Annotated in this window: 20 protein-coding genes and 1 tRNA gene; 4 read left to right on the plus strand and 17 right to left on the minus strand. The window is 67.8% G+C overall.

Features of this window, described 5'->3' with window-relative positions:
• The first annotated feature begins 444 nt into the window (after positions 1-444).
• Positions 445-1,530, plus strand: a complete 1,086-nt coding sequence (locus VKZ50_06365) for an integrase core domain-containing protein (GenBank protein ID HLJ59336.1) — start codon at positions 445-447, stop codon at positions 1,528-1,530.
• A 43-nt stretch (positions 1,531-1,573) separates the two neighbouring features.
• Here VKZ50_06365 and VKZ50_06370 read toward each other — a convergent pair.
• From VKZ50_06370 to VKZ50_06385, 4 genes are all read right to left on the minus strand, one after another.
• Positions 1,574-1,649 (minus strand) — tRNA-Arg (locus VKZ50_06370).
• Between the two features lie 353 nt (positions 1,650-2,002).
• The gene (locus VKZ50_06375; protein ID HLJ59337.1) at positions 2,003-3,556 is read right to left on the minus strand and encodes a sensor domain-containing diguanylate cyclase; all 1,554 of its coding nucleotides are present in this window, start codon (positions 3,554-3,556) and stop codon (positions 2,003-2,005) included.
• 177 nt (positions 3,557-3,733) lie between these two features.
• Positions 3,734-4,477: a nucleoside monophosphate kinase gene (locus VKZ50_06380; GenBank protein HLJ59338.1), complete on the minus strand. Its 744-nt coding sequence runs from the start codon at positions 4,475-4,477 to the stop codon at positions 3,734-3,736.
• A 268-nt stretch (positions 4,478-4,745) separates the two neighbouring features.
• Positions 4,746-6,047, minus strand: a complete 1,302-nt coding sequence (locus VKZ50_06385; GenBank protein HLJ59339.1) for a hypothetical protein — start codon at positions 6,045-6,047, stop codon at positions 4,746-4,748.
• Between the two features lie 214 nt (positions 6,048-6,261).
• Here VKZ50_06385 and VKZ50_06390 point away from each other — a divergent pair, with 214 nt between their 5' ends.
• On the plus strand, positions 6,262-7,140 hold the full coding sequence (locus VKZ50_06390) for a creatininase family protein (protein HLJ59340.1): 879 nt from the start codon (positions 6,262-6,264) through the stop codon (positions 7,138-7,140).
• Positions 7,141-7,146: 6 nt separating this feature from the next.
• On the opposite strand, the gene VKZ50_06395 is transcribed toward VKZ50_06390, so the two are convergent.
• The 9 genes from VKZ50_06395 to VKZ50_06435 all read right to left on the minus strand — a co-directional run bounded on the left by VKZ50_06395 (position 7,147) and on the right by VKZ50_06435 (position 17,644).
• Positions 7,147-8,004 (minus strand): creatininase family protein, encoded by an 858-nt coding sequence (locus VKZ50_06395; protein ID HLJ59341.1) that lies wholly within the window; start codon positions 8,002-8,004, stop codon positions 7,147-7,149.
• A 112-nt stretch (positions 8,005-8,116) separates the two neighbouring features.
• The gene (locus VKZ50_06400; GenBank protein ID HLJ59342.1) at positions 8,117-9,010 is read right to left on the minus strand and encodes an ABC transporter permease; all 894 of its coding nucleotides are present in this window, start codon (positions 9,008-9,010) and stop codon (positions 8,117-8,119) included.
• Complete coding sequence (locus VKZ50_06405) at positions 9,003-9,950, minus strand: ABC transporter permease (protein HLJ59343.1); 948 nt, start codon at positions 9,948-9,950, stop codon at positions 9,003-9,005. The genes VKZ50_06400 and VKZ50_06405 overlap by 8 nt, the downstream gene beginning before the upstream one ends.
• A 67-nt stretch (positions 9,951-10,017) precedes the next feature.
• Complete coding sequence (locus VKZ50_06410) at positions 10,018-11,634, minus strand: ABC transporter substrate-binding protein (GenBank protein HLJ59344.1); 1,617 nt, start codon at positions 11,632-11,634, stop codon at positions 10,018-10,020.
• Positions 11,635-11,742: 108 nt separating this feature from the next.
• On the minus strand, positions 11,743-12,960 hold the full coding sequence (locus VKZ50_06415) for an amidohydrolase/deacetylase family metallohydrolase (GenBank protein HLJ59345.1): 1,218 nt from the start codon (positions 12,958-12,960) through the stop codon (positions 11,743-11,745).
• 22 nt (positions 12,961-12,982) lie between these two features.
• Positions 12,983-13,855, minus strand: a complete 873-nt coding sequence (locus tag VKZ50_06420) for an ABC transporter permease (protein HLJ59346.1) — start codon at positions 13,853-13,855, stop codon at positions 12,983-12,985.
• 16 nt (positions 13,856-13,871) lie between these two features.
• Positions 13,872-14,813: an ABC transporter permease gene (locus VKZ50_06425; GenBank protein ID HLJ59347.1), complete on the minus strand. Its 942-nt coding sequence runs from the start codon at positions 14,811-14,813 to the stop codon at positions 13,872-13,874.
• A gap of 25 nt (positions 14,814-14,838) precedes the next feature.
• On the minus strand, positions 14,839-16,446 hold the full coding sequence (locus tag VKZ50_06430) for an ABC transporter substrate-binding protein (GenBank protein ID HLJ59348.1): 1,608 nt from the start codon (positions 16,444-16,446) through the stop codon (positions 14,839-14,841).
• A 238-nt stretch (positions 16,447-16,684) separates the two neighbouring features.
• Positions 16,685-17,644, minus strand: coding sequence for a succinylglutamate desuccinylase/aspartoacylase family protein (locus VKZ50_06435; protein HLJ59349.1), 960 nt, complete (start codon positions 17,642-17,644; stop codon positions 16,685-16,687).
• Positions 17,645-17,901: 257 nt separating this feature from the next.
• On the opposite strand from VKZ50_06435, the gene VKZ50_06440 reads away from it, so the two are divergent.
• Together VKZ50_06440 and VKZ50_06445 are read left to right on the plus strand one after the other, a co-directional pair.
• Complete coding sequence (locus VKZ50_06440) at positions 17,902-18,450, plus strand: HdeD family acid-resistance protein (protein HLJ59350.1); 549 nt, start codon at positions 17,902-17,904, stop codon at positions 18,448-18,450.
• A gap of 36 nt (positions 18,451-18,486) precedes the next feature.
• Positions 18,487-19,872 (plus strand): AGE family epimerase/isomerase, encoded by a 1,386-nt coding sequence (locus VKZ50_06445; protein ID HLJ59351.1) that lies wholly within the window; start codon positions 18,487-18,489, stop codon positions 19,870-19,872.
• 88 nt (positions 19,873-19,960) lie between these two features.
• On the opposite strand, the gene VKZ50_06450 is transcribed toward VKZ50_06445, so the two are convergent.
• From VKZ50_06450 to VKZ50_06465, 4 genes are all read right to left on the minus strand, one after another.
• On the minus strand, positions 19,961-20,677 hold the full coding sequence (locus VKZ50_06450) for a glycosyltransferase family A protein (GenBank protein ID HLJ59352.1): 717 nt from the start codon (positions 20,675-20,677) through the stop codon (positions 19,961-19,963).
• Between the two features lie 4 nt (positions 20,678-20,681).
• Complete coding sequence (locus VKZ50_06455) at positions 20,682-21,434, minus strand: glycosyltransferase (GenBank protein HLJ59353.1); 753 nt, start codon at positions 21,432-21,434, stop codon at positions 20,682-20,684.
• 5 nt (positions 21,435-21,439) lie between these two features.
• On the minus strand, positions 21,440-22,525 hold the full coding sequence (locus VKZ50_06460) for a serine kinase (protein HLJ59354.1): 1,086 nt from the start codon (positions 22,523-22,525) through the stop codon (positions 21,440-21,442).
• A 96-nt stretch (positions 22,526-22,621) separates the two neighbouring features.
• Positions 22,622-23,101 carry a PqqD family protein gene (locus VKZ50_06465; protein ID HLJ59355.1) on the minus strand — a complete coding sequence of 160 codons (480 nt, stop codon included), beginning with the start codon at positions 23,099-23,101 and terminating at the stop codon, positions 22,622-22,624.
• Between the last annotated feature and the right edge of the window lie 197 nt (positions 23,102-23,298).

The raw sequence follows: 23,298 nt of genomic DNA on the forward strand, positions 1-23,298 counted from the left end.
GCTGTCCTCGAGGGTCACGTCCGTCTCCCTCCTTCCGAAACCCGCCAGGTCTCGGTTGGAGTATTCGGAGGCTGGACTGTGACCCTCTTGCTGTCACGGGAGGTAGCCCTCCAAGTGTTAACACTACGTCCAAACAGTACATTCTAGGGCGACGGTGACGAACGCCGGGACGTGCGGCGACAAGCACTCTGCAGGACGTGTGGTTGGATTGGCTCCTCGACCAACTTTCACTCGCGGCTCCTTACGAAACGGCGATACGAGCTCGGTGGAGATCGCGAGTCAGTTCGCTGATGAGATGCTTCGCTCCCTATGCTTGGTTTGTTCTGCGGGTAACACTCGTACTTATGCTTGCGACCCGGTGCAACCTGGTCAAATGGTTACCGACGAATCTGCTGGATGTCCAATACCTCTACTGCCTTCCCTTTTGCATGGTGTTTTCTTCAGATGACCTTTTGCATCAGACCCTCGCACCGCTGCTTCCGGTATCAGGAATGCGGCATTCATGGGCTCACGGACCGCAGCCGGCGTCCGTATCGCTACGCCAACCAACTGCCCTTTCAAGTCGAGAACTACATTCTCAATGTGAAGCGCGAGCACGCCAGCTGGGGGGCGCGGAAAATTCGCGAGCGCTTGACGCGCCGGTTCTCAGGGATTCCCCTCCCCGCGAAGAGCACGATCCATGCGGTGCTGGATCGCCACGGCCTGGTGGCGCGTCGCGGTCGGAGGCGTCGTCAGGCTCAGGGCACCCCCTTGTCGCTCGGGCACCGCCCGAACGAATTGTGGTGCACCGATTACAAAGGCGAGTTCCTCCTGGGGAATCACCACTACTGCTATCCGCTAACGGTCACCGACCACGCCAGCCGGTTTCTGCTGGCCTGCGAAGCGCTCTCGTCCACCAAAGAAACCTACGCGTTTACGGTGTTTGAGCGGCTGTTTCACGAGCACGGGCTCCCCGCCAACATCCGGAGCGATAACGGCATCCCGTTCTCGTCTGCGCACGCCTTATTTAACTTGAGTGGGCTGGCGGTCTGGTGGTTACGCCTCGGCATTGGCATCGAACGCGTCCAGCCCGGCCATCCCCAACAGAACGGCCGTCATGAACGCATGCACCTCACGTTGAAGAACGAAGCCACCAAGCCCGCCGCGGCCAACTTCCTTCAGCAGCAGGCCCGCTTTGACACATTCATCGACATCTTCAACAACGAACGCCCGCACGAAGCGCTGGATATGAAATGTCCGGCGGAAGCCTACCACCCTTCCCCACGTCCCTATACGGGCTTGCCGGATATCGATTATCCTTTCCACGACAAGACCATCGTGGTCACGCGGTGCGGTCGCATCTGTCTGGGCACCACGAAGATCAACTTCAGCCAGGTCTTTGCGGGACAAGCCGTCGGCATGAAAGAAGTGTATGATGACATCTGGCTGGTCAGCTTTATGGATTATGCCTTGGGATACTTTGATCTGGAGACACGAGTACTCGAACCGCTCGAAAATCCGTTCGGCCCGAAAGTGTTACCCATGTCTTAGGTACAAAGTGTCACCTATGTCTCCGGGTTGGACCTACTAGGTCTGGCGCGCCCGGAGGGATTCGAACCCCCGACCCGCTGCTTCGAAGGCAGCTGCTCTATCCCCTGAGCTACGGGCGCGGAAGCCCTTGCTGTTATTGAGTTTCCGAAGGGATGGATAGACAGGCCGCCCTATTTTGGCGTGAGCGTCTGTCTCTTTTTCACCCCTCTTCATCTGCCATTGTATCAAAAAGCCATCCACCGCCAGGGTATGTCCGTTCCTCGACATTGACACCCGGATCGCGAATGTGGTCTCGCCATCGATGGGCGTTGCCACTACCTACCCGCTCAACATGCGCTAAAACCTGATCGCAACTAGCGCGCGTAGATTACTCGTCTGGTTACCGCTCGCAAGTGACGACGGTAGTTGTGTTTGTAACTAGCAGGTCACTCCAGTTCGGGCTGGCCACCACAACTGTGTCTGCGGGAATCCCCTACACCGCCACTTCTACCCGCGCACGGCCATTCTGCTTGGCGCGGTACAACGCCGAGTCAGCGGCCCGGAGGAGCGCCTTACCGTTCGTCCCATGCGTGGGGAACACAGCGACGCCGACGGAAATGGTGATGGAGCCAAGCGCCTCGCCCCGGTGCCGTACGTGAAGGTCCGCCGCGACTGTGCGAAGCTGTTCGGCGCGGTCGAGCGCCTCCTTGTGTGTCGCCTCAGACAGGATCAGGGTGAACTCTTCACCACCGTAGCGGCACGCGATGTCCTCCTTGCGGCTATTGGCTAGGAGAAGCGCCCCGAAGGCTGAGAGCACTGCATCACCGGCCTCGTGCCCGTAGGTATCATTAAAGAGCTTGAAGAAGTCGATATCGAGCATTACCACCGCCATGCCGGCGGATCGCCGCAGCGACCGGTGGATCTCGCGCTCGAGCGACTCTTCCATATAGCGGCGATTGAACAGTCCGGTGAGCGGGTCCCGGATGGACTGTGCACGAAGGGTGTCCCTGAGTCGCAGGTTGGTGATCGCCGGTCCGATCTGGCTGGCGAGCGTGACAGCCAAGCGCTCGCGGGCTGCCCAGACGCCGTCGTGGACGTCGTTGCGTCCCGACTGAGCAGTCCATTTTAGATGCAGCAATCCGAGGCTCTCGTTCTGCGCCGCGATCGGCACGCAGAGCGAGATTCCGGGGGCGTCGCCGAGGTGGGGACAGACGACGCCGGCGGCGCGTTCGCTGAAGTGAGCATGACCTCGGCGCAACGCCCAGCAATCGTCCGGCGTCATAGTCGCCGCCCGACCGTCGGACTCGCCCCAGGCAGAGACCTGCTCCAAGACGTCTCGCGACGGACTCACGATGAAGAGCGTGCCTGCCGCCTCCGGGAAGCACTGCGGGCCGAACCGTTCGAACACCGCGTACGCCTCCGTGGTCGTCATCGAAGTTTGCAGCAGCTCCGCGAGTTCGTCCAGGAGCGCCGCCTCACGGTTTCGCTGCTCGCGCTCGAGCACGCGGCCGATCTGCGTACCGGCGATTGCGATCGTCTCGAGAAACACGCGGTCCTGCTCTCTGATTTCGGCCGAGAAGAACTCCATGACCGCAGCCATTTGGCCTGCCGCCTCAACCGGGATCGCGCACCCGGTCTTGAGACCGGCGGCCTCGAGCGACTGACAGCGCGGGTCTTGCGGCTCACTCAAGGCCGCCGCCCAGGTCGGCCGGCCGGTCGCCAGGACCTGTCCGGGCAGCCCCTCGCCGGGAGCCAGACGTAGCGTCGCGGTCGCCTGCCGGAAGAGGCGGCGCCGATGGGGCTCGTCCGTGTACCAGGCTTGCGCGGACTCCAACGTAACACCGTCCGTCTGTTTGGACACGAGCCACACGTGCCCGACGGCCCAGCCCGTGGATCGGCAGATCAGCTCAAGCACCGATCGGAACACTTCGCTGGACGTCCCGCCCTCGTTGGCTATGGTAGCAGCTTCCTCGAGTAATCGCACCAGCGCGGATTCACGCCTGAGCGCCTCCTCAGCCCGCTGCCGCTCCTGAGTCCGCGTCGACACGCGCTTGCGCACCTCCGCGAAACTCGCCGCGAGCCCTGCGAGGAGCAGAGCGAACGATCTGGGTTGACCGGGAGTTTCGTGACACCGAGTACTTGTTCAGCGGTCCACGAGACCGTCCTATCAATCCAGGGAACCCGCGCGAGCGTGACTGGCCGCGCTCCGCCGGTCCGGATGCCTCTACGTCAAGCCCGACGGCAAGCCCCGGGCGTTTCGGGATCGCGCGGACTCCCAAATGGCATCGTAGACGTCTTCGGGGGATCGCTCGGCGTCCACGGGCAGCAGTAGCCCTCGCTGCCGGTAGTGCTCGATCAGCGGGGCGGTCTGCTCGCGAAACACGCGGAAGCGGTGAAGTGCGGTGTCTGGCGCGTCGTCCCGGCGAGACACCAATTCCGCGCCGTCAAGGTCGCAGCGCCCCGGGACGGCCGGCGGTCGGAAGTCAACATGGTAGATGGCGCCGCAGACCGGGCAGAGCCGCCGGCCCGTGAGGCGACGCAGTAACGCGTCCTGACGGATCTCGAAATGCACCACGGCGTCCAACCGGCGGCCCCGATCTGCCAGGAAGCGGCCCAGAATGTCGGCCTGCGCTGGGGTCCGTGGGTAGCCGTCGAGGACCCACCCACCGCCGCCTTCGGCCGCGAGGAGCGCGGCTTGAATCACTGCATCGACGATCTCGTCGGGCACCAAGTCCCCCGCCCGCATCGACGCGAGCGCGCGGCGCCCGTATTCCGTATGGTCCCGCACCGCCTGGCGAAGGATGTCGCCCGGCGAGATATGGCGAAGCCCGGCGCGCGCCTGAAATACCTTGGCGAGCGTCCCCTTCCCCGCACCGGGAGGACCGAGGAACACGAGGCTCGTGGGCGGACGCTGCGCGGGATCGGCCATGCCGGGCGGAGACGAGTCACGTCCCTGCGATTCCGTCATGGTTGCCCTCCCAACCGGCCGCCATCCCTGTGACGAAGACGCCGACTGGCATCTCCGATGCGAGATGGCGCTATCTCGGGATGCGCGTGTGTCGTGGCGATCGCGGCTTGAGAATCGCTGAGACTACCTGACTGTACTGATTCTACCCCGGCGGCACCCGGGCTCAATCCACCGGCCGGTCAGAGTTTTCACCAGCGGAGTATCACCGGTCCGCGCGAGCGCCAGCTCCGCGTCCGCGGGGCCGGGAGGAGCGGCGCGGAGGGCCGCTCTAATTCGGTAGAGGCGGCCACGCCAGAGTGACATCGCGGTTCGGGTCATACGGGACGACGCTGTACGTCTCGTCCACGCCGCGGGCGATCTGCACGTCCACATAGGTGGTCTCGTTGGGGCGCACGAGCGAGGCCAGCGCCCCCGCGACCGGGTAATCAACGTCCCGATAGTCGATGAATCGACTCCCGCTCCGCGCCTCAATGTGCACAACGTGCGGGCTCGTGGTCATGAACCGCCCGTAGTTGACGTAGAACGCCACCGAGGACGGTTCGGCCTCGTTCTGTATCGGCTGGTGCGGCTCCAGCGCATCGCTCACCGCGGACGCGTTGCCCTGTTGATCGCCGAGCAGAACCAGGTGGTCGGGCACGGGCCTCGCGCCCCCGTCGCGCACACGGAAGACGATCATCGCGTTGGCCTCGTTCGGGTTCTGCTGCGTCCAGCGCGCGGTCTGCGCGGCCCAATCGGCGGCGACGGTCTGGTACCCGGCCGCATCGCCCACCGCGAGCGCCTGGAGGAGCGCGGCGAACGGTGGGTCGGTCGCCGCGCGGACGTTCCCGATGATCCCGCCGTGGGTATACCCCGGCACGACGAGGTGCGGGGTGGGCTTCGACGTCGAAACGACGCGCAGACGGGGAGACGCCGCCTGGGGATCCGCGTCGACTACCGTGTAGTTGAGGTTGGCGCCGCATATTCGGACGATGCTGTCGGACCCGCGCTCTCCGACCTGCCAGAACACCTCGCCCGCGAACCCGCCATGGTTGTCGCCGCCGAGACTGAAAGACCATACCGGGTCCAGCCGGCCCGCGTTGGCCGCGTCGAGCCACTCGGTGTTGAGGGTCCACAGAAAGCTGCTGCCATAGTCGAGATCGGCCAGGACCTGCGCGCCGACCGCGGACTGCTCCACGACGTCGCGAAACAGCCGGGCGATGATGGTGCGTCCGACCTGCGCCAGGGTGGACCCGTGGTTCGCCCCGGCGAAGGTCACCAGGTGCGACGGCAGCGGCCGTCCCGCGCGCACGCGGTTCAGGATCCACCGCCGCGCGACGATCGCCCCGGTGGAGTGGCAGAGGACGGCGGTCCGGGTGATCGTCCCCCCGCCGGCTTCGAACTGCGTCACGTGGTCCTCGAGGGCCCCGGCCAGGTCGTCGCACGTGACGGCGTCGTCGAGCGAGAGGAACGCGGAGAGCAGGATGTTGCTGTTCGGGATCCCCTGTGCGGAGAGCAGCGCCGGGAACTGCCCGTACGCGCTCAACTGGCGGACGCTGTACCCGTGCACGAGGAGCACATGATCCACCGCCATGCTTGCCTCCCGAGACCCGCGAAAGCGCGGAAGATCCGAACCGGATGCGCCGGTTTGCGGTCGCTCGGTGTTGTGCCCCGCTCGTTCGCCCCACAGACGGATCGTCGCCGGGCGCGCCGGGAGCAAGGGCACGGCCGCGGATGCGGGGAAGCAGACACCGATTCACCGCCATCATCCGCCGGACCCCACGCGTCCGCGCACTTAGGAGGAGACGATGTCCACAAGCGTCCGCGAGGCTGTCGCGCGACAGTACCGGTACGAGCTCCTGACGTGGCCCGAGATCAACGAGGCCGTGGCACTCAAGAAGGTCGTGATCCTCCCGGTCGGCTCCACCGAACAACACGCCCCTCACCTGCCGCTGGACGTCGACGCGAAGCTCAGCGCCTCGGTCGTCTACGAGGCGGGACGGCGCGCCCCGGAGGAGATCCTCGTGCTGCCGCCGGTCGCGTACGGCTACTGCCACCACGTGATGGACTTCCCCGGCACGATCAACATCGAGCCCTCGACGTTCGTCAAGTTCCTGCTCGACATTACGCGCTCGGTCGCCTACCACGGTTTCAAACGCATCATCGTCGTCAACGGCCACGGCTCGAACCACCCGCTGGTCGAGGAGGTGGGCCGACAGACGAACCTCCAGACGGACGCGCTGTGCGTGACGTTGAGCTGGTGGCAACTCGTCGGCGCCTTCTGGAACAAGGAACTGCGTACATCCGTGATCCCGGGCGGGTGCTCGCACGCGTGCGAGCTTGAGACCTCGATGTACCTGCACGTGGACAAGGCGAACGTCCGGGAACCGCTGATCGAGGGGCGCATGCCGGAGTATACGCACCTCCCCGGAGAGAGCGAGTGGCACTACACGGATCTCGCGGCCCCGAACGGGCCTGCGACGCTCGTGGAGTGGACGTCCACGTACACGAAGACCGGCGTGATCGGCGAGGCGGACAAGGGGACGCCGGAGAAGGGTCGCCGCGTGTTCGACCACGCCGTCACGCGGACGCTCGAGATGGTGCGCTGGTTTCGGACGCGCTCGGCGCCGCCGCGCCACGACCACCACGCGGTCGCGCCGACGTTCCCGCTGCCGTTCGGCTGGTAGATCGGGCTACGTCTTCGCGATCCAGGGCGGCTGCTGCGGCTGGACCTGGTGCGGCACCCGGGGCTTCACCGGGCGGGCGCGGAGCTCGCGGCAGATCTCGACGAGCTCCCGGCCGCCGGCCTCGATGATGTGTTGGCCCTTCGCCTTGGTGCCCTTGGTCGGGTCGCCCTTGACGCCGTTCCGGGTGTCCATGCTCCAGTACTCCGTCATGTAGACGGGGTTCTTGAACGACGGATCCGGCTTGCGGCCGGCGAGGTCGCCCCAGAAGTGCGGCGACCGGGTGTACGTGGCGTCCTTGGCGGCGCGCGCCATCTTGACCCGCGTCTCATCCACGGCCAGGTACACGGATGTCTCGGCCTCGCACGCGTGGGACGTGACGTCGGACTCGCGCTCGGCGTTGAAGACGTCGCGGACGTCCTGCAGGTCCCACCAGGACGTGTAGGCACAGTGCACGTCCGGCCGCTCCACGATCGTCAGGCGCGCCGCCATGTCGAGGAGCGGCCGGTTGCTGCCGTGGCCGTTGACGATCAGGATCTTTCGGAAGCCATGATGCGCGAGACTCCGCGTGATGTCCACGACGTACTCGACGAACGTGGTCCAACGGATCGTAAGGGTGCCCGGGAAGTCGATGTGGTGCGGGCTGTAGCCGAATCGGACGCACGGCAGCAGCACAATCTCGTCCGGCGCGAGCTGCGCGGCGCGCTCGCAGATCGCCGAGACGATGACGACGTCCGCGTCCACGGGCAGGTGCGGCCCGTGGTCCTCGATCATGCCCGCCGGCAGCAGCGCGACCCGTCCCGCCCGCACGGCGTCGTTGATCTCTTCCCACGTCAGGTGCTCGTATAGGTACGGCAGTTTCGCCATCGTCGCCCCCTTCTGCGTTCAGTCGGTGCGCAACCGGACGACCGCTGCGGCGGCCGCCGAGCGGGAGCCGGCCTCCGCGTGAACCCGCAGCGCGACCCGCCGGAGGGTCGGCCTACAGCGTGCGAAGCCTGGGATCGAGCACGTCGCGGAACCCGTCCCCCAACAGGTTGAAGCCGAGCACGGTCACGGCGATCGCACATCCGGGCAGCACGGCGATCCAGGGATCGATCAGCATGTACTGTCGGGCGTCGCTCAACATCAGACCCCACGACGGAATCGGCGGCTGCGTGCCGAGCCCGAGGAAGCTCAGCGCCGCCTCGGTCAGGATCGCGGTGGAGAGCGACACCGTGGTCTGCACCAGCAGCGGCGCCGAGATGTTCGGCACGACGTGTCGCAGCAGGATCGCAGGGTTGGACGCGCCGATCGCGCGGGCGGCCTCGATGTAGGGGAGCTGCGCGACCGCGAGGGTCGGCCCCCGGGCGACCCTCGCGAACGTGGGCGCGTACACGATTCCGATCGCCAGCATGACGTTCGTCAGACTGGGTCCGAGCACCGCGGTGATTGCGATCGCCAGCACCAGCGCCGGGAGTGCGAACAACACGTCCATCGCCCGCATCGTCACGTTGTCCAGCCAGCCTCCATAGAACCCGGCGAGCAACCCGGACAGCCCCCCGATCCCGAGCGCGATCGCGACCGACAACACGCCGACGTACAACGACACGCGGGCGCCGAAGATGAGCCGGCTCAGCTCATCGCGCCCCAACTCGTCCGTGCCCGCGAGAAACGCTGCGCCCGGCGCGAGCAGCGGCTTGGCGATCTGGGCGACGGGGTTGTGCGACGCAAGCAGGGGCGCCGTGACCGCGATGACGACGACGCACGCGACCAGGGTCGCGCCGATCATCGCCGCGGGCGTCCGGCGCAGTGCCCGCAGCCACTTGGCGCCGCCCCACCCGTCCCGCGCGGGGGCCACGGCGGCCGCGCGGGGCCCGGCGTGGCTTTCACTCATACCGGATCCGCGGGTCGAGGTAGGTGTAGATCAGGTCCACGCTGAGGTTCACCACGATGAACGCCAGGGCAAACAGCATCACGGTGCCCTGGACCACCGGGTAGTCGCGCTGGTACACCCCGTTGAGGAGCATCCACCCCAACCCGGGCAGCCCGAAGATCTGCTCGGTGATCACGACCCCACCGAGCAGGTACCCCATCTGCAAGCCGAGGACCGTCACGATCGGGATGAGCGCGTTGCGCAGCGCGTGGCGCAGCAACACGCCCATCGGCGGCACACCTTTCGCCTGCGCCACCTTCACGTACTCCTGTCCGAGCACCTCGAGCATCGAGGACCGTGTCATGCGCACGACGACCGCGGCCAGCCCGAGCGCGAGCGACAGCACCGGCAGGAACATCTGCTGGAGGTTCACCCACGGCTGCGCCCACGGCGGCACATAGATGAGGGCCGGCAGCCAGCGAAACAGGTAGGACGCCGTGATGATCAGGAGCACCGCGATCCAGAAGTTTGGCACGGAGAGGCCGAGCAGGCCGACGATCTGTACGAGGGTCTTGACCCGGACGCTCCGTGAGACGCTCGCCAGGATGCCGAGCGGGATGCCGACCGCGGCGACACCGACGACGGCGAGCACCGCGAGTTCAACGGTGATCGGCAGCCGCGACACCAGGAGCTCGCCGACCGGCTGCCCCGACCGGAACGACACGCCAAAGTTGCCCTGCGCCATGCTGCCGAGCCAGTACGCGTACTGGACCGGGAGCGGCCGGTCGAGGCCGAACTCGTGCACCACCGCGGCGCGTTGCGCGGCGTTGAGCTGGCCTTCGCCCCCGCTCAGGATGTCGACGATCGTCCCCGGCAGCAGCCGCACGAGCAGAAAGATGACGACCGAGACGCCAAGCAGAGCGGCCACTGTCCAAAGCCCGCGCCGGATGAGATACCGCATCCCGTGAGAAGCTACGTCGTACCGGGGCGCGGTCGACCCGCGCCCGGCACGACAGCAGGCTAACGCCTCAACTGGCGATCCAGGCCTTCTTGAGAAGGAACCGACGGCCGGTGAACGACTGCGCGTACCCTTGGACCTTCGACGACAGCGCTTCGATGTTGATCTTCGCGTACCACCACCAGTTCGGCGACTCGTCGAGCAGCGTGCGCTGGATCTGCACGTACAGGCTCCGGCGCTGATCGTGGTTCGAAATCGCGCGCGCCTCGTCCATCAACGGGTCGAGCTTGGGGTTCCGATAGCCGCCGTCGTTAATCGTGCCCTTGGAGGAGAAGTACGGGTAGATGTACCCGTCCGGGCCAGGCCGGAACGTGTTGGCGGACGCGAAGACGGTTCCGCCTTGCTTCCCGCCCGTTGCGATCTCCTGGTTGTGCGCCGCCACGAACGCGCCCCATTCCATCTGCACGACGTTCGCGGTCACATTGAGCTTGCGCGCCGCGTCCTGGACGATCAGCGTGCTCGCCACGAACTCGGGGTACTGCGGCGAACAGCTCAGCTCGACCGTGAAGCCGCCGTTCGGGAAGCCCGCCTCGGCGAGCAGTTTCTTCGCGCCGTCGAGGTCCGGCTTGAGGTAGGGCAGCGTCTTCGGATCGAGTGACCAATCGCCGTACCCGGTCGGGATCGGGCCCGAGGGGACCGCCGCCCCGTACGTGGCCTTCTGGATCACCTCGCTCGTGTCCACCGCCATCCGGAGCGCTCTGCGCACACGGGCGTCGTCGAGCGGTTTCTTGCTGACGTTGATGTAGTGCAGCGCCACCCAGGCGTTTGGCGCCTTCATGACGGTGATCCCGGGCGCGTTCTGGAGCTGCGCGACACCCTGCGCGCTCAACGTGGCGTACTGGACTTGGCCGGCGCGGAGGGCCGCGAGCCGCGCGTTCTCCTCCGTGAGGACCTTGAAGGTCATGCCGTCAAAATAGGGCAGCGGCTTGTCCCAGTAGTCCGGATTCCGCACGTACGTGATGTGATCTTGTGGCACGTACTCGACCAACTTGAACGGGCCGGTCCCGACCGCCTTGATCTTCAAGTTTTCCCGTTCGGCGTACCCCTTCGGCATGATCCCGGAGGCGCGCATGCCGGCGAACGCGCCCAGCAGATCCGGGTACGGGGCGTCGAGGTTCATCTGCACGGTCATCGGATCGACGACCTTGATCTCCTTGATCGCGGAGAACCAGGAGAGCCACGGCGAAGCGGTCTTCGGATCCAGAACGCGGTCCATGCTGTACTTGACGTCGTCCGCGGTCAGCGGCTGGCCGTTGTGGAACTTCACGTTGGGCCGCAGGTGGAACGTGTACTGCTTGCCGCCGTTCGCGATCTCCCACTTCGTGGCCAGCGACGGAACGACGTTCGTCTTCTCGTCGTAGCCGGTCAGGCTCTCGTAGATGTGCTCGAACCCCTGCGCAGCGGAGAAGTTCGAGTCCGTGTGCGGGTCCAGACTGACGAAATCGATCTCCTGCGCGGCCACGAACGTTCCCCCGCGCTTCGGTGCCGCCGCCGCCCCGGCCGACGTCAGACCCCACGGCGCGCCGAGCAGGTCGAGCCCGGCCATCCCTCCGCCGAGCGCGAGGCCCCCTGCCAGGAGCTCGCGCCGGCTCAACTTCCCCTGCGAGCGTGATCCGAATCGTGCCATCCTACACCCCCTCCTTACCCCCGCCGTCAGGCGAGGTTCGGTGTTGATTCCATGCACCGCCCCGATCCCCTTGTACGGACGGTCCGGATGCCATGGGTCGGGGCCCGCCTACCCTCCTCGCCGCCCGGCCGGGACGGGATCGCCCGAATTGATCGACACGCTGCCGTGCCCGCGATCGGTGTCTCGCGCCGCCTCCCACACCGTCGTTCCGAGGACCGTGTGCCGTGGTTCGAAGAACCGCCGGATCGTCTCCAGGTTGCCGTAGGAGTCCGGGAGCGCCTCCGCGCCGTCTGCGAGGTCGAACACCGTGAACCGCGCCGGGGCCCCGGCGGTGCAGCCGCCCCACCCCTCGAGTCCGAGAAACCGCGCCGGCGCGGTCGTCGAACGCGCAACGACATCCTCGACCGTCATGCCCACGGTGAGCATTTTGCTCATCGTCGTCGCCATGTCCCACACCGGACCGGCCGCGTTGCCGATATGGAGGTCCGTGCTGATCGTCGTCGGCAGGAGCCCGTGCGCGATCGCAAACCGCGCCGTCCCGTAGTGGAAGCTCCCCTGTCCGTGCCCCACGTCGATCCAGACGCCCGCCTGCACCAGCTCGCGCATCCGACGGAAGTGGGGCGGCTGACGGTCGATCGCGTTCGTGAGCTTGCCCGTGAAGCAGTGGGTGATCATGTCGCCCGGTTCCAGCACGCCGAAGATCTCATCGAGCGTCGGCGGCGCCTCGCCGATATGCACGACGAGCGGCAGCCGAACGGCCCGCGCCACCGTCTTCGCCACCCGCACGGGAGTCATCCCCCACTCGCCGACGACCTGGTCGCTCGCCCGGATCTTGATGCCCTTGATGAGGCCCCGATGGGCCTCCGCGACCTGCGCCGTGCGCGCGGGGTCGAGCACCGCGTCGCCGATCAACTCGCTGACCCGGTTCGCGGCGACCAGGCCGATCGTGCTGATGTTGAGGTACGCGAGGATCGGAAACGGCGAGGGATCGATCAGGAACTCCTTGAACCCTGCGAAGTTCGCTTCGCCGGCGCTCCCGCAGTCGACGACGAGCCCGACGCCGCGGGCCGGTCCGACCCGGCCCGGGCGGAGCGACAGCCAGGTGCCGCCGTAGTAGCAGTGGACGTGCAGGTCGATCCACGCGGGCGAAATCCAGGCACCGTTGAGCGCCACCACCCGGTCGAACGGGCGCCGGCCGTCCCACCGGCCCGCCAGGCCGACCGTCCCGTCGCGCTCGATCCCGATGTCCACCACTTCGCCGTGCGGCACCCCGTCGAGGTGCATCGCCCGGCCGCCGCGCAGCAGCATGTTCCCCTGGTTCGTCACCCGCTCTGCCTCCTTACCCGCGCTACGAGTACCGGAGGCGCGGGTCGAGAAAGTCGCGGAGCCCGTCGCCGAGCAGGTTAAGGCTGAGCACGCTCAGGACGATCGCCGCGCCCGGAAAGATGCTGATCCACGGAGCCTGCCGGAGATACACCTGGCCCTGGCTGATGATGCCGCCCCACGTTGCGATCTGCGGCGGGATCCCCACCCCGAGGAAGCTCAGCGCCGCCTCGCCGAGCATCGCGTACGCCGTGATGAACGTCGCCTGCACGATCACCGGCGACGCGCTGTTGACGAGGATGTGCCGCGCGAGGATGCGGACCCCGCGCGCCCCGACCGCGCGCGCCGCCTCCACGTACTCCTGGGACGCGATCACGAGCACGGCGCCTCGCACGACTCTGGCGACGCGCGGCGTGTAGACGAAGCTCAGCGCCAGGACGACGTTCCGGGCGCTCGGACCGAGCGACGCCATGAGCGCGATCGCCAGCAGGATGTCCGGAAACGCCATGACGCCGTCCATCACCCGCATCAGGATCCGGTCCGCACGCGGGTTCGTCCCGGCGACGAGCCCGACCACGATCCCGGCCGCGGTCGCGACCGCGGTCACGACGAGGCCCACCGTCAGCGACAGCCGGGCGCCGTAGAGCGTCCGGCTCAGGATGTCGCGGCCGAACTCGTCGGTCCCAAACGGATGCCCCCGCGCCGGGCCCAGCAGACGGTCCGGCACGTTCAGCGCAGAGGGGTCGTACGGGGACAACACGGGCGCCAGGATCGCGGCGACCGCGATCACCCCGAGCACCACCACCCCGACCCCGATGACCCGCCGGCGGACGACCATCCGCCACAGGAGCGATCCGATGTTTGGGCGCGCCCCCCGGCCGGCGCGTGCCGTCACCATCTCCCCGGCCATCCTGTTAGTACCTCACCCGCGGGTCCACGGCAAAGTAGAGGAGGTCCACGCCGAGGTTGATGACGACGTAGGCGGTGGCGACCATCAGCACGACCCCTTGGATCACCGGATAGTCCCGGCGCAACACCGACGACACGACGAGCTGGCCGATGCCGGGCAGGCTGAACACGTTTTCGGTTACGACGGCGCCCCCCATCAGGGCGGCGAACGTGAGGCCGACGACGGTGAGGATCGGCACGAGCGCGTTGCGGAACGCGTGCCGGAAAATCACGGCCCGGCCGCGCAGCCCCTTCGCCCGCGCGGTGCGGATGTAGTCGTTGCCGAGCACGTCGAGCAGGCTGCTGCGCGTGAACCGGATGATCAGCGACGAACTCGGCACACCAAGCGCGAGCGCCGGCAGCAGCAGGTATTCCAGGCTGTGCCACACGCCGGTGGCCGGCGACTGGTACCCGGACGACGGCAGCCACCCGAGGTCCACCGCAAAGAGGATGATCAGCGACAGCCCCAGCCAGAAGCTGGGCACCGCCGCGCCCAGCATCGCGAGCGCAAGGCTCAGCTGATCAAGCCACGAGTTTCGGAACACCGCGGAGACCACGCCCACGGGAATACCGATCGCGAGCGCCACGCTGAGGCCGAGCAGCGAGAGCGTGGCCGTGGGCCCAAGGTGCTGGAGGATGTCCCAGGTCACCGGGATGCGGAGAAACAGCGACGTCCCGAGGTCGCCGTGCAGCGCGCGGCCGATCCAGAGCGCGAACTGGACCGGCAGCGGCCGGTCCAGTCCGAGATCGTGGCGCAGCGCCGCCACCTGGGCATCGGTGGCATCCTGCCCGAGCAGGACGCGCGCCGGATCGCCGGGCGTCACATGCACGAGCAGGAACACGACGACCGCCACCACCCCGAGCACGGGGAGGAGCGCGAGCAGCCGCCCGGTCAGATAGGCCAGCACCTCTGCGCCGGACGCCCCGGATCCGCTACTTGGCCGCCTGCACGTTCCACGGCACGATCCAGTACGATGCGCGGAACCCGGGGAGCCCCTTGCGATTCAGCTGCAGCAGGTTGAACGCCCCGGGCCGGACGATCGGAGCCTCCTGGTACATCAGCGTCTGCAGCTTGGCCCAGAGTTGGACGCGCTTCTTCGCGTCCGGTTCCGCGGTGAACTGCGAAAACAGCGTGTTCTTGGTCGGGGTGTCCCACCAACCCGGATAGGCCGAGCTGAACACCGTAATCAGCGCCGGGTCGGGGACGAACCCGTGCGACGTCACGAAGATGTCGTAATCCGCCGGCTTGTTCCGGTGGTCGAGCACGCTCGCCCAGTCCATGACCTGCATGTCGATCTTGAACCCGGCCTGCTGGAGCTGCGCCGCAGCCACGACCGTGCTCTTGAACATGTAGTCGTACTGCTGGGTCGTCAGCCAGCGGATCGGCTGCCCGCTGTAGCCGGCCTCCTTGGCGAGCTGTTTCGCCTGGTCCACGTTGTGGACGTTGTACAGTGGGGCGCCCGCCTCGGTGTACCACACGGTGCCCTTCGGGTAGATGCTCGCGTCGACCGAGTACAGCGCGGGGTTGCCGAAGGTCGCCTGCAAGATCGGCTGCATGTCCATCGCGACTGCGACCGCCTGGCGCAGTTTCTCGTTCGCCATCATGCCCTGTTTCTTGTTGAAGAAGAAGGTCAGGAACGAGCCGGGAATGATGCCCACGTCGACGCGCGCATCCTTGGCAAGCTGAGTGTACGCGTCCTGATTGATCCCGTCGGCGATGTCGTAGTCGCCGCTCTGCACGCCGGCGATCCGCGTCGCGACTTGGGAGACCGGATAGAAGAAGATCTCGTCGGCGACCGCGTCGCGCCGGCCGGCGTAGCCGTTCTGGGGCTCGGTGCGCGCCGCATACTGGTCGAAGCGCGCGAGGTGGACGTACCGGTCCGGGGCCCATTCCACGAACTTGTAGGGCCCGGTGCCGACGAGCTGCTTGATGGGCTGCGTGCCGGCGGCGTCCGCGATCTCCTTCGGCATGATCGCGGCCGCGCCGTTCGGAAGCGCGAGGAACGCGAGCAACGGCGCGAACGGTTCCTTCAACTTCATCGTCACCGTGTTGCCCGCGCCGGTGACCGAGTCCACGTGCTGGTACACCGAGGGCCCTCGGGGGCTGACCTTGCCCCACCGGTTCAGCGAAGCCACGACGTCGTCCGCGGTCATCGTCTTGCCGTTGTGGAACGGCACGCCGCTGCGCAGCGTAAACGTGTACGTCAGGCCGTCCTTGCTCACCGTCGACCCTGCGGCGAGCCCCGGCTGGATCCGCCAGTTGCTGTCGAACGCGAACAACTCCTCGAACACCGGCAGCGTGATCGTCGAGGTCAAGTCGGCCGTGGTGGCGGTGGTGTCGAGCGTGAGCGGCTCACCGATCTCGGCGATCTTCAAGGTGCCGCCGCGGCGCATCGCCTGCGCCGCGGACGCCGTGCCGGTGCCGGTTCCGGGTCCCGCGAACCACCGCGACGCGGCCGCGCCCACCCCTGCGGCCGTCACGGTCTGGAGGAACCTGCGCCGGGTCACCCGGTTCGTCCGCGAGCGTCCGTCCTTCGCCATGCTGCACCCCTCCCTGAACTACGCTGGTGCGGAACGATTGCCCGTTTTCGGCTAAGCCTCAGTTGACCTGGCCCAGTCATTCCGTGTCCCGCCGTACGGTCCTGCTCACGGGGAACGCCGGCCTCGACCGGCTCTTGCCGCACCCCATGACCAACTACGGACGAAGCGCTCCGCAGGATCGCACGCTCCCTCCCCGGCGTGCGCACCGCCCGGGGTGTCTCGCCTCCGACCCCGAGCGCTACTCCGCGGCGACCGCGCAGGCCGTCTCGCCCGTGCGGATCGTGCGCAGATGGCGCATCACCCACACGATGCCGGCGTGCGGCGCCCTAACGACTTCGGCGATCTCGCCAAACGCCGTCAGGACGCGCACCAGCGGGTCGCCCTCGGCGACCGGCTCCCCAACCTCCCGGAGAGGGACCACGTACCCGTCCGCGGTGGCGGGCACGTCGGTCATGCGGCGGAACGGGCCGGGAGTCTCTGGCGCCGGCCGGTCCCGGAGCACGCCGAGCCACCGAAGGAGATTCAGTGCGCCGGCGCGGTTCGCGGCGACATCGGCCTCGAGCGCGGCGCCGGTCCCGGTCATCTCCACGCCGATTGTCGGGATCCCGCGCCGCGCGGTCTCCGCGTTGAACGTCCCCGGATGGTCGCGAAGCTCCCACAGCGCCGGCAGGCCGAACGCGCGGGCGGCCGCCTGCGATCGGACCGCGTCCCCCAGGCCGCGCCGGTACCCGACCATCGGGTGGAAACGGGAGAGCACGCCGCCGCTGTGGAGATCCAAGACGAGCGCCGGCCGAAGGCGGAGCACGCAGCCGAGGAGCGCCGCGGCGAGCCGCTGCGTGGGGGAGCCGTCGGCGTCCCCGGGAAACGTCCGGGCGAGGTTCACCCCGTCGATCGCCTCGGGGGTGGCGCGCCGACCCGCCGCCGCGGCCCAAGGGTTGCAGATCGGCAACGCGACGAGCGCCCCGTGCATCTCGTCGGGGCGCAACTCCGCGGCCACGCGCCAGAGCGCCAGCGGGCCTTCGTATTCGTCGCCGTGCACGCCGCCGGTCGCCACCAGGGTCGGTCCCGGCTGGACCCCGACCACGGCGAGTACCGGCAGATCCGCGGCGGGCGCGTCCACGGCGCGCGCGAGGCACGCGTGGCGTCCGGGGCCGAGGCCCGCGAGGTCGAACATGGCGAGCGCGATAGGGTGATTCATCTCACGATCCTCCCGCTCGCGACCCGATGCGTCCGGGGCGCGCGACCATGTCGTGCGCAGCTGTGACACGGGCTCCCCGCGGGCGGGAACGGTTCCTCGTGCACCCTCGTCCACGGTGCCGCCCGAGCCCCCCGGGTGCCGGGGCCGATGTGCCTAGCGCAAGGGGGCGGCGTGCCGGTCGAAGAATGAGTCGGGGCACCCGGCAGCACGATCGTTCGCGCACGTGCCCGCTCCGTACCTTCCGTGGAGGTGACATCATGATCGGGGTTCTCGAGAGAAACTGGTGGGCTCTTGCGCTCCGCGGCGTCATCGCGATTCTCTTTGGGGGGATCGCGCTGTTCGATTCGGGGATCGCGCTGTACGCCCTGGTGATCGTGTTCGGCGCCTACGCGCTGGTGGATGGTGTCTTCAACGTCGTCGCGGCCGTGCGCGCCGCGGAGAGCCATCACCGCTGGGGCTGGCTCCTCTTCTCTGGTCTCGCCGGGATCCTGGCCGGACTCGTCACGTTTTTCTGGCCGGGCATCACCGCGCTCGTGCTGCTCTACGTGATCGCGTACTGGGCGATCGTCACCGGCATCCTCGAGCTAATCGCGGGCTTCCGCCTGAGAGCGCACGCGGCCAACGAGTGGACGCTGCTGCTGGGCGGTGCCGCGTCCATCATCTTCGGCGTTCTCCTGTTCATCCACCCGCTCGCGGGGGCGCTCGCGGTGTTGTGGTTGATCGGCATCTACGCGTTCATCTTCGGCGCCCTGATGATCGTCCAGGGGTTGCGGCTGCGGCATCGCGCGTCGAGCGCGACGACGTAACCGCTCGGCCCCGACCGGCTGGAGCGGTTCGCGCCGGTGGCTGAACTCCGCGCGCTGCTGAGGCCCGCCGCCCGGAGGGGCCGGCGTTTGATTGGGGGCGCGCTCGAACTCGGGCAGCGGTGCGCGGAGGACGCCTACATCTTCGCGAGACTCCCGACGCTCCGCCGCGCCCGAGGCGGCCCGCCGCCGGGGGCGGCCCACTTGGGCGCGATTCGGTCGTGCATCGAGCGGGACTTGGCCGAGAACGTGTTACCCTTCTGGGCCCGTCACGCTCCGGACCCGGAGTATGGCGGATTCATCACGCATCTTGGCCGCGCCGGCGATCGCCTCGGTCCGACGGAGAAGTACCTGGTGATGCAGGCGCGGATGATTTGGACGCTTGCGGCCGCCCACCGGTACGGACTGACCGACCAAGGATACTTGGAGCTCGCGGATCAGGGCGTGCGCTTCCTGGTCGACCGGATGTGGGACGGCGAGCACGAGGGCTTCGTCTGGACGGTGAGCCGAAACGGCTTGCCGCTGGACGACCGCAAGAGTGTGTACGGGCAGGCGTTTGCGATATACGGGTTGGCGGAGTACGCGTTGGCCACCGGCGACCGGCAGGTTCTCGCGTGGGCAGAGCGGACCTTCGACACCCTCATCGCGAAGGCGACCGACGGAGCCCTCGGCTTCAGAGAGGAATTCGCACGTGACTGGTCGCCGATCGCGGACTGGCGCGGCGAGCGCAAGACGCTGAACGTGCACATGCACGTCATGGAGGCCCTGATCACGCTCGCCGAGGCGTCGGGGCGGGAAGCACATAGTCGCGCGCTCCGCGGACTCGTCGACCTTCTGCTGGCGAAGACGATCCACCCCCACCACGGTGGCGCTTGGGACGAATTCGACCGGACCTGGCACGCTTGGGTCCCCCCGCGACGCCGATTGCGGATCTCGTACGGACACGAGGTGGAGTTGGCGTGGCTCATCCTCCGCGCGATCGATCTCCTCGGCCAGCCGCGCGAACCGATACGCCGACGGGTCCTCGGACTGATCGACCACGCGCTGGTGTTCGGTTTCGACCATTGGCGCGGCGGGCTGGCGCAGTACGGTCCTCCGGCCGGTGCAGTAGGTCTGGCTGTCTACCTGCCGGCCGACCGTCTGACGAAGCATTGGTGGCAGCAGGCTGAGATGCTGGTCGCGTCCCTGGAGGCCTATCGCTGGACTGGCGCAGCGAAGTATCTCATCGCCTTCGAAAGACAGTTCGACTGGATCTGGCGCTATCAAACCGACCACGACGGTGGGGACTGGTACGAAGCGACCACGTGGGATGGCCGGCCGCTCCGCCTCGAGAAGGGTCACGACTGGAAAGACCCTTATCACAACGCCCGCGCGTTGATGGAAGCGTCCCTGCGACTCGGTGCCCTGGGCGTCGACGCGCGCTAGCGGCAAAGAGAGGACGTTCGGCGACGGCCGGCGTTTGCTCGAACCGCGAGGTGCGCGCCCGGCCACGACCCAGCGCAGGATCGACCGATCAGTCCGTCCGGCGCCGCCGATCCAGCGACGCTTTGAGGATCTGCACGTAGTCGGCCCTCGCGTCGCGCTCTCGCAACCCGAGGTTGCCGGTGTGCAAACGTCGCAACAGCACGACCTCGGGGAGCAGGACGCTCTTGAGCCTCTCGTCGTTGGCCCGCGCGTACCAATCGAGAAACTCTCCGACGCGCGTGTGCGTGGGGAACGGCCCCACCCGATCGAACGACGCCCGCGTCACCAAGAGGGTCCCCAACACGAAGCCCGGGAGCACCGCCCCCGCTCCGGCGATCCTGGCCTTCGTGCGCTCAACCAACTCCGGGCTGTGGAACTGCCGGGCGTGGCCGAACACCATGTCCAACGCGGGATCCGTCTGAAAGGCCGCGACCTGGCGCGCCAACTTGGTGCGCACCCAGAGGTCGTCCGCGTCGAGAAACGCGACGAACGCGCCGCGGGCGAGCGCCACACCTCGGTTGCGGGCGGCCCCCGGTCCGGCGTGGCCCTGCGCGACGTAGCGGACACCGGGGAAGCGCGCGGCGACTGCCGCGCTTCCGTCCGACGATCCGTCGTCGACCACCACGATTTCCATCGGGGGCACGGTTTGCGCCAGCACGCTCTCGAGGGCGTCGCCGAGGTACCGCTCGCCGTTGTAGACGGGAATGATGACGCTGACCGAAGACGTTGGTGACGGAGGGCCGGCCGGTTCCGCCGCGCGTGCCATGGCCTTACTCGTCCGCCCGCGGATCAGACGCACCGATCCCAGGCGCGGCGGGCGGCGTGAGACTCGGGAGCGACGCGGCGGTGCGGCCATGCCGGCGGCGGCGGTCGAGCGACCGCTTGAGCACGTCCAAGACCCGCAGCTCCTTCATGGTGCGCCCGCGCGTCATGTTCTGCTCGTGCCGACGGTACAAGAGCGCGATGTCTTCCTCGACGAGAATCGGGACGCCGCACTCCCGCGCCCGCATGAACCAGTCGGTGTCCTCACCGTAGCGCAGCGCTTCGTCGAAGGTGCCGACCCGTTCAAACGCGCGACGTCGGAACAGCGCCGCGGTGGGGGACAGCAACACGAACGGCGGGAAGCACACCTCGAGGCGGTCCGCTCCGCTGGCGCCGGTGTGTCGCACGCACTGGGTTCGGCCGAGGACGACATCCACGCACGCGTTGCCGTCGAGCGCCCGCATCTGGCGACGCAGCCGGTCCGCGGGCCACAGGTCGTCCGCATCGAGGAACCCGATCACGTCGCCCCGAGCCAGCACTAACCCGCGGTTTCGTGCGCGCGCCGGCCCGGCGTTCTCCTGATACACATAGCGGAGCCCGGCCTGCGGGAGCCGGTTGGCGACCTCGGCGGTTCCGTCGGTCGAGCCGTCGTCGACGATCACAACCTCGAGCCGAGCGCCCGCCTGGTCGCGGACGCTCCCCACCGCCTCGGCGAGGAACGCCGCGCCATTGTACACCGGGATGACCACGCTGACGCACACGCGGGTCAACGTGCGCCCCCCGACACCTGTGCCAGCACGTCTTGGATCGCCGCGGGGATCGCCGAGAGCGTCGACCCCAAGCGCAGCGCGTAGCACGGCACGCGCCTCACGCAGGCGGCGAGCGTTCCGAGCGTCGAATGGTCCATCCCGGCCAGCTGAAAGATCGTGCTCGGCGCGAGCGCCTTCAACGCCGCCGCCGGGGAGATCGGCACCGCGGACGTCTCCGGCCGACCCGTGACCTGGGGAACGAGGATCGCGCGCACGGGAAAGCCGGTCGTGATCCAGTCGCGTTGATCAGGATGCAGGAACAGGAGCGCCTTGTCGATCCCGAGATCGTCCAGCCGGCTCGGGAGGGCCGCGAGGCGGGGAAACCGCCCCAGGTCCTCGGCGTACACTTTCGCGGAGTTGAACAGGCTGTGCGCGTAGGGAACCGGATCGGTCGACAGCATGCAGTAGTCGTCCGCGGCGTAGAGCAGCTCCGTCCCGAGGCAGGTCAGCGCGGTCGTGGACTTGCCGGATCCCCCTTTTCCGACGAGCAGCACCCCCCCGTCGGGCCGGCCGACGGCGGCCGCGTGGACGAGCTGCCCGCCGCGCCCGTGCATCGCCCGCTGGAAGATTGGTTTGAGCGGAGCGCCGATCTCGTATCCCGGAAGCCGACGGGCGTCGCGCACGCAATACACGGCCAGATCCGCGGCCCCGTCGACCAGCGAGAGCACGCCCGTGCCCATATCGAAGCTCGCGTGGATGCGCTCGTCGCTATAGCTGCGCGACGCCCGACTGTTGATGTCGTCGTGCATCCGCCACGGCGGAGCGGGAACGCGGGGCAGCAAGGACTCGACGTCCCACAGGCACACGGTCAACGCGGGCCGGGCGACCGGCGCCGTCGCTAAATGCTCGAGCGCCGGGGCGATGAGCGGGACCAGCGTCGGCCCGGCAAACCGCAGCCGCACTGGGTGGCCGGCCACGAGATACCAGCGGTCGATCCCTCCGGCCGCGCGTTCCGCACGCCCGAACGCCTGGTGCACGGTCTCAAAGAACGCGGCCGGGTCGGGCGGTGCGACGTCGGAAGCGCGGGAGTTAAGGGTTCGCATGACGGCTGGGAGCCGCCGCCGGATGCCGCACGCGGCGTCCCGGTTCGGCGTATGCGAGACGCACGAACGGCCGGTCGGTCATCGGTGAGTGACTGCCTAGGCCCGGTCCTTCGGCCGCTGCTCGGGTACACCGAGCGGCCGCACCGGCCAGCCGACCTCGTCGACTTCGTGGATCGGATCCAGCAGCAGCAACTCCTGCATGTCGTTGTATTTCCGGAGCACCGGGGTTTCGAACTGCGGGACACGCGGCGCCACGGTGATCGCTCCGGGGGCGGCGTCGCGCCCGCGTTCCCGGGAACCCGGCTGCTCGGGCACGATGAGACCCTCCGCGCTCAGCTCGTCGAGGAACGGTCGCACCGACGCCTCGACGTCAGAGGCGGCCATCGCGTACTGTGACGCAAGGTCGTCGATGATGCCGCCCGCCGTCGCCCCGTCGATCCGAGTCCAGATCTCAGCGGCGAGACCGTTCACGCTGTAGTAGACGCCCGTGTCAAGGTTGATGATCACGACCTCGTCGTCGAACACTTCGTGAACGACGGTCGGTGTGTTGACCGTGAACCGCAGGACCGTGATCATCCCGGACACCTCCACACGTGCCTCCGCGCACACTCCAGCCCGACCGAGCGGGCCGGTGCTCCCCGCAAGATGGACGATATGTTAAGGCTGTGTTTCGTGAATCGAAAAGGACACGCCTGCCTGGACCAACCCTGCCTTGGTCATCCGAACGATTCTTTCCGGGGCGCAAAGGATCAAAAATCGCGGGTTTGGCGGGT

Source organism: bacterium, from assembly GCA_035295165.1.
Classification (GTDB): domain Bacteria; phylum Sysuimicrobiota; class Sysuimicrobiia; order Sysuimicrobiales; family Segetimicrobiaceae; genus JAJPIA01.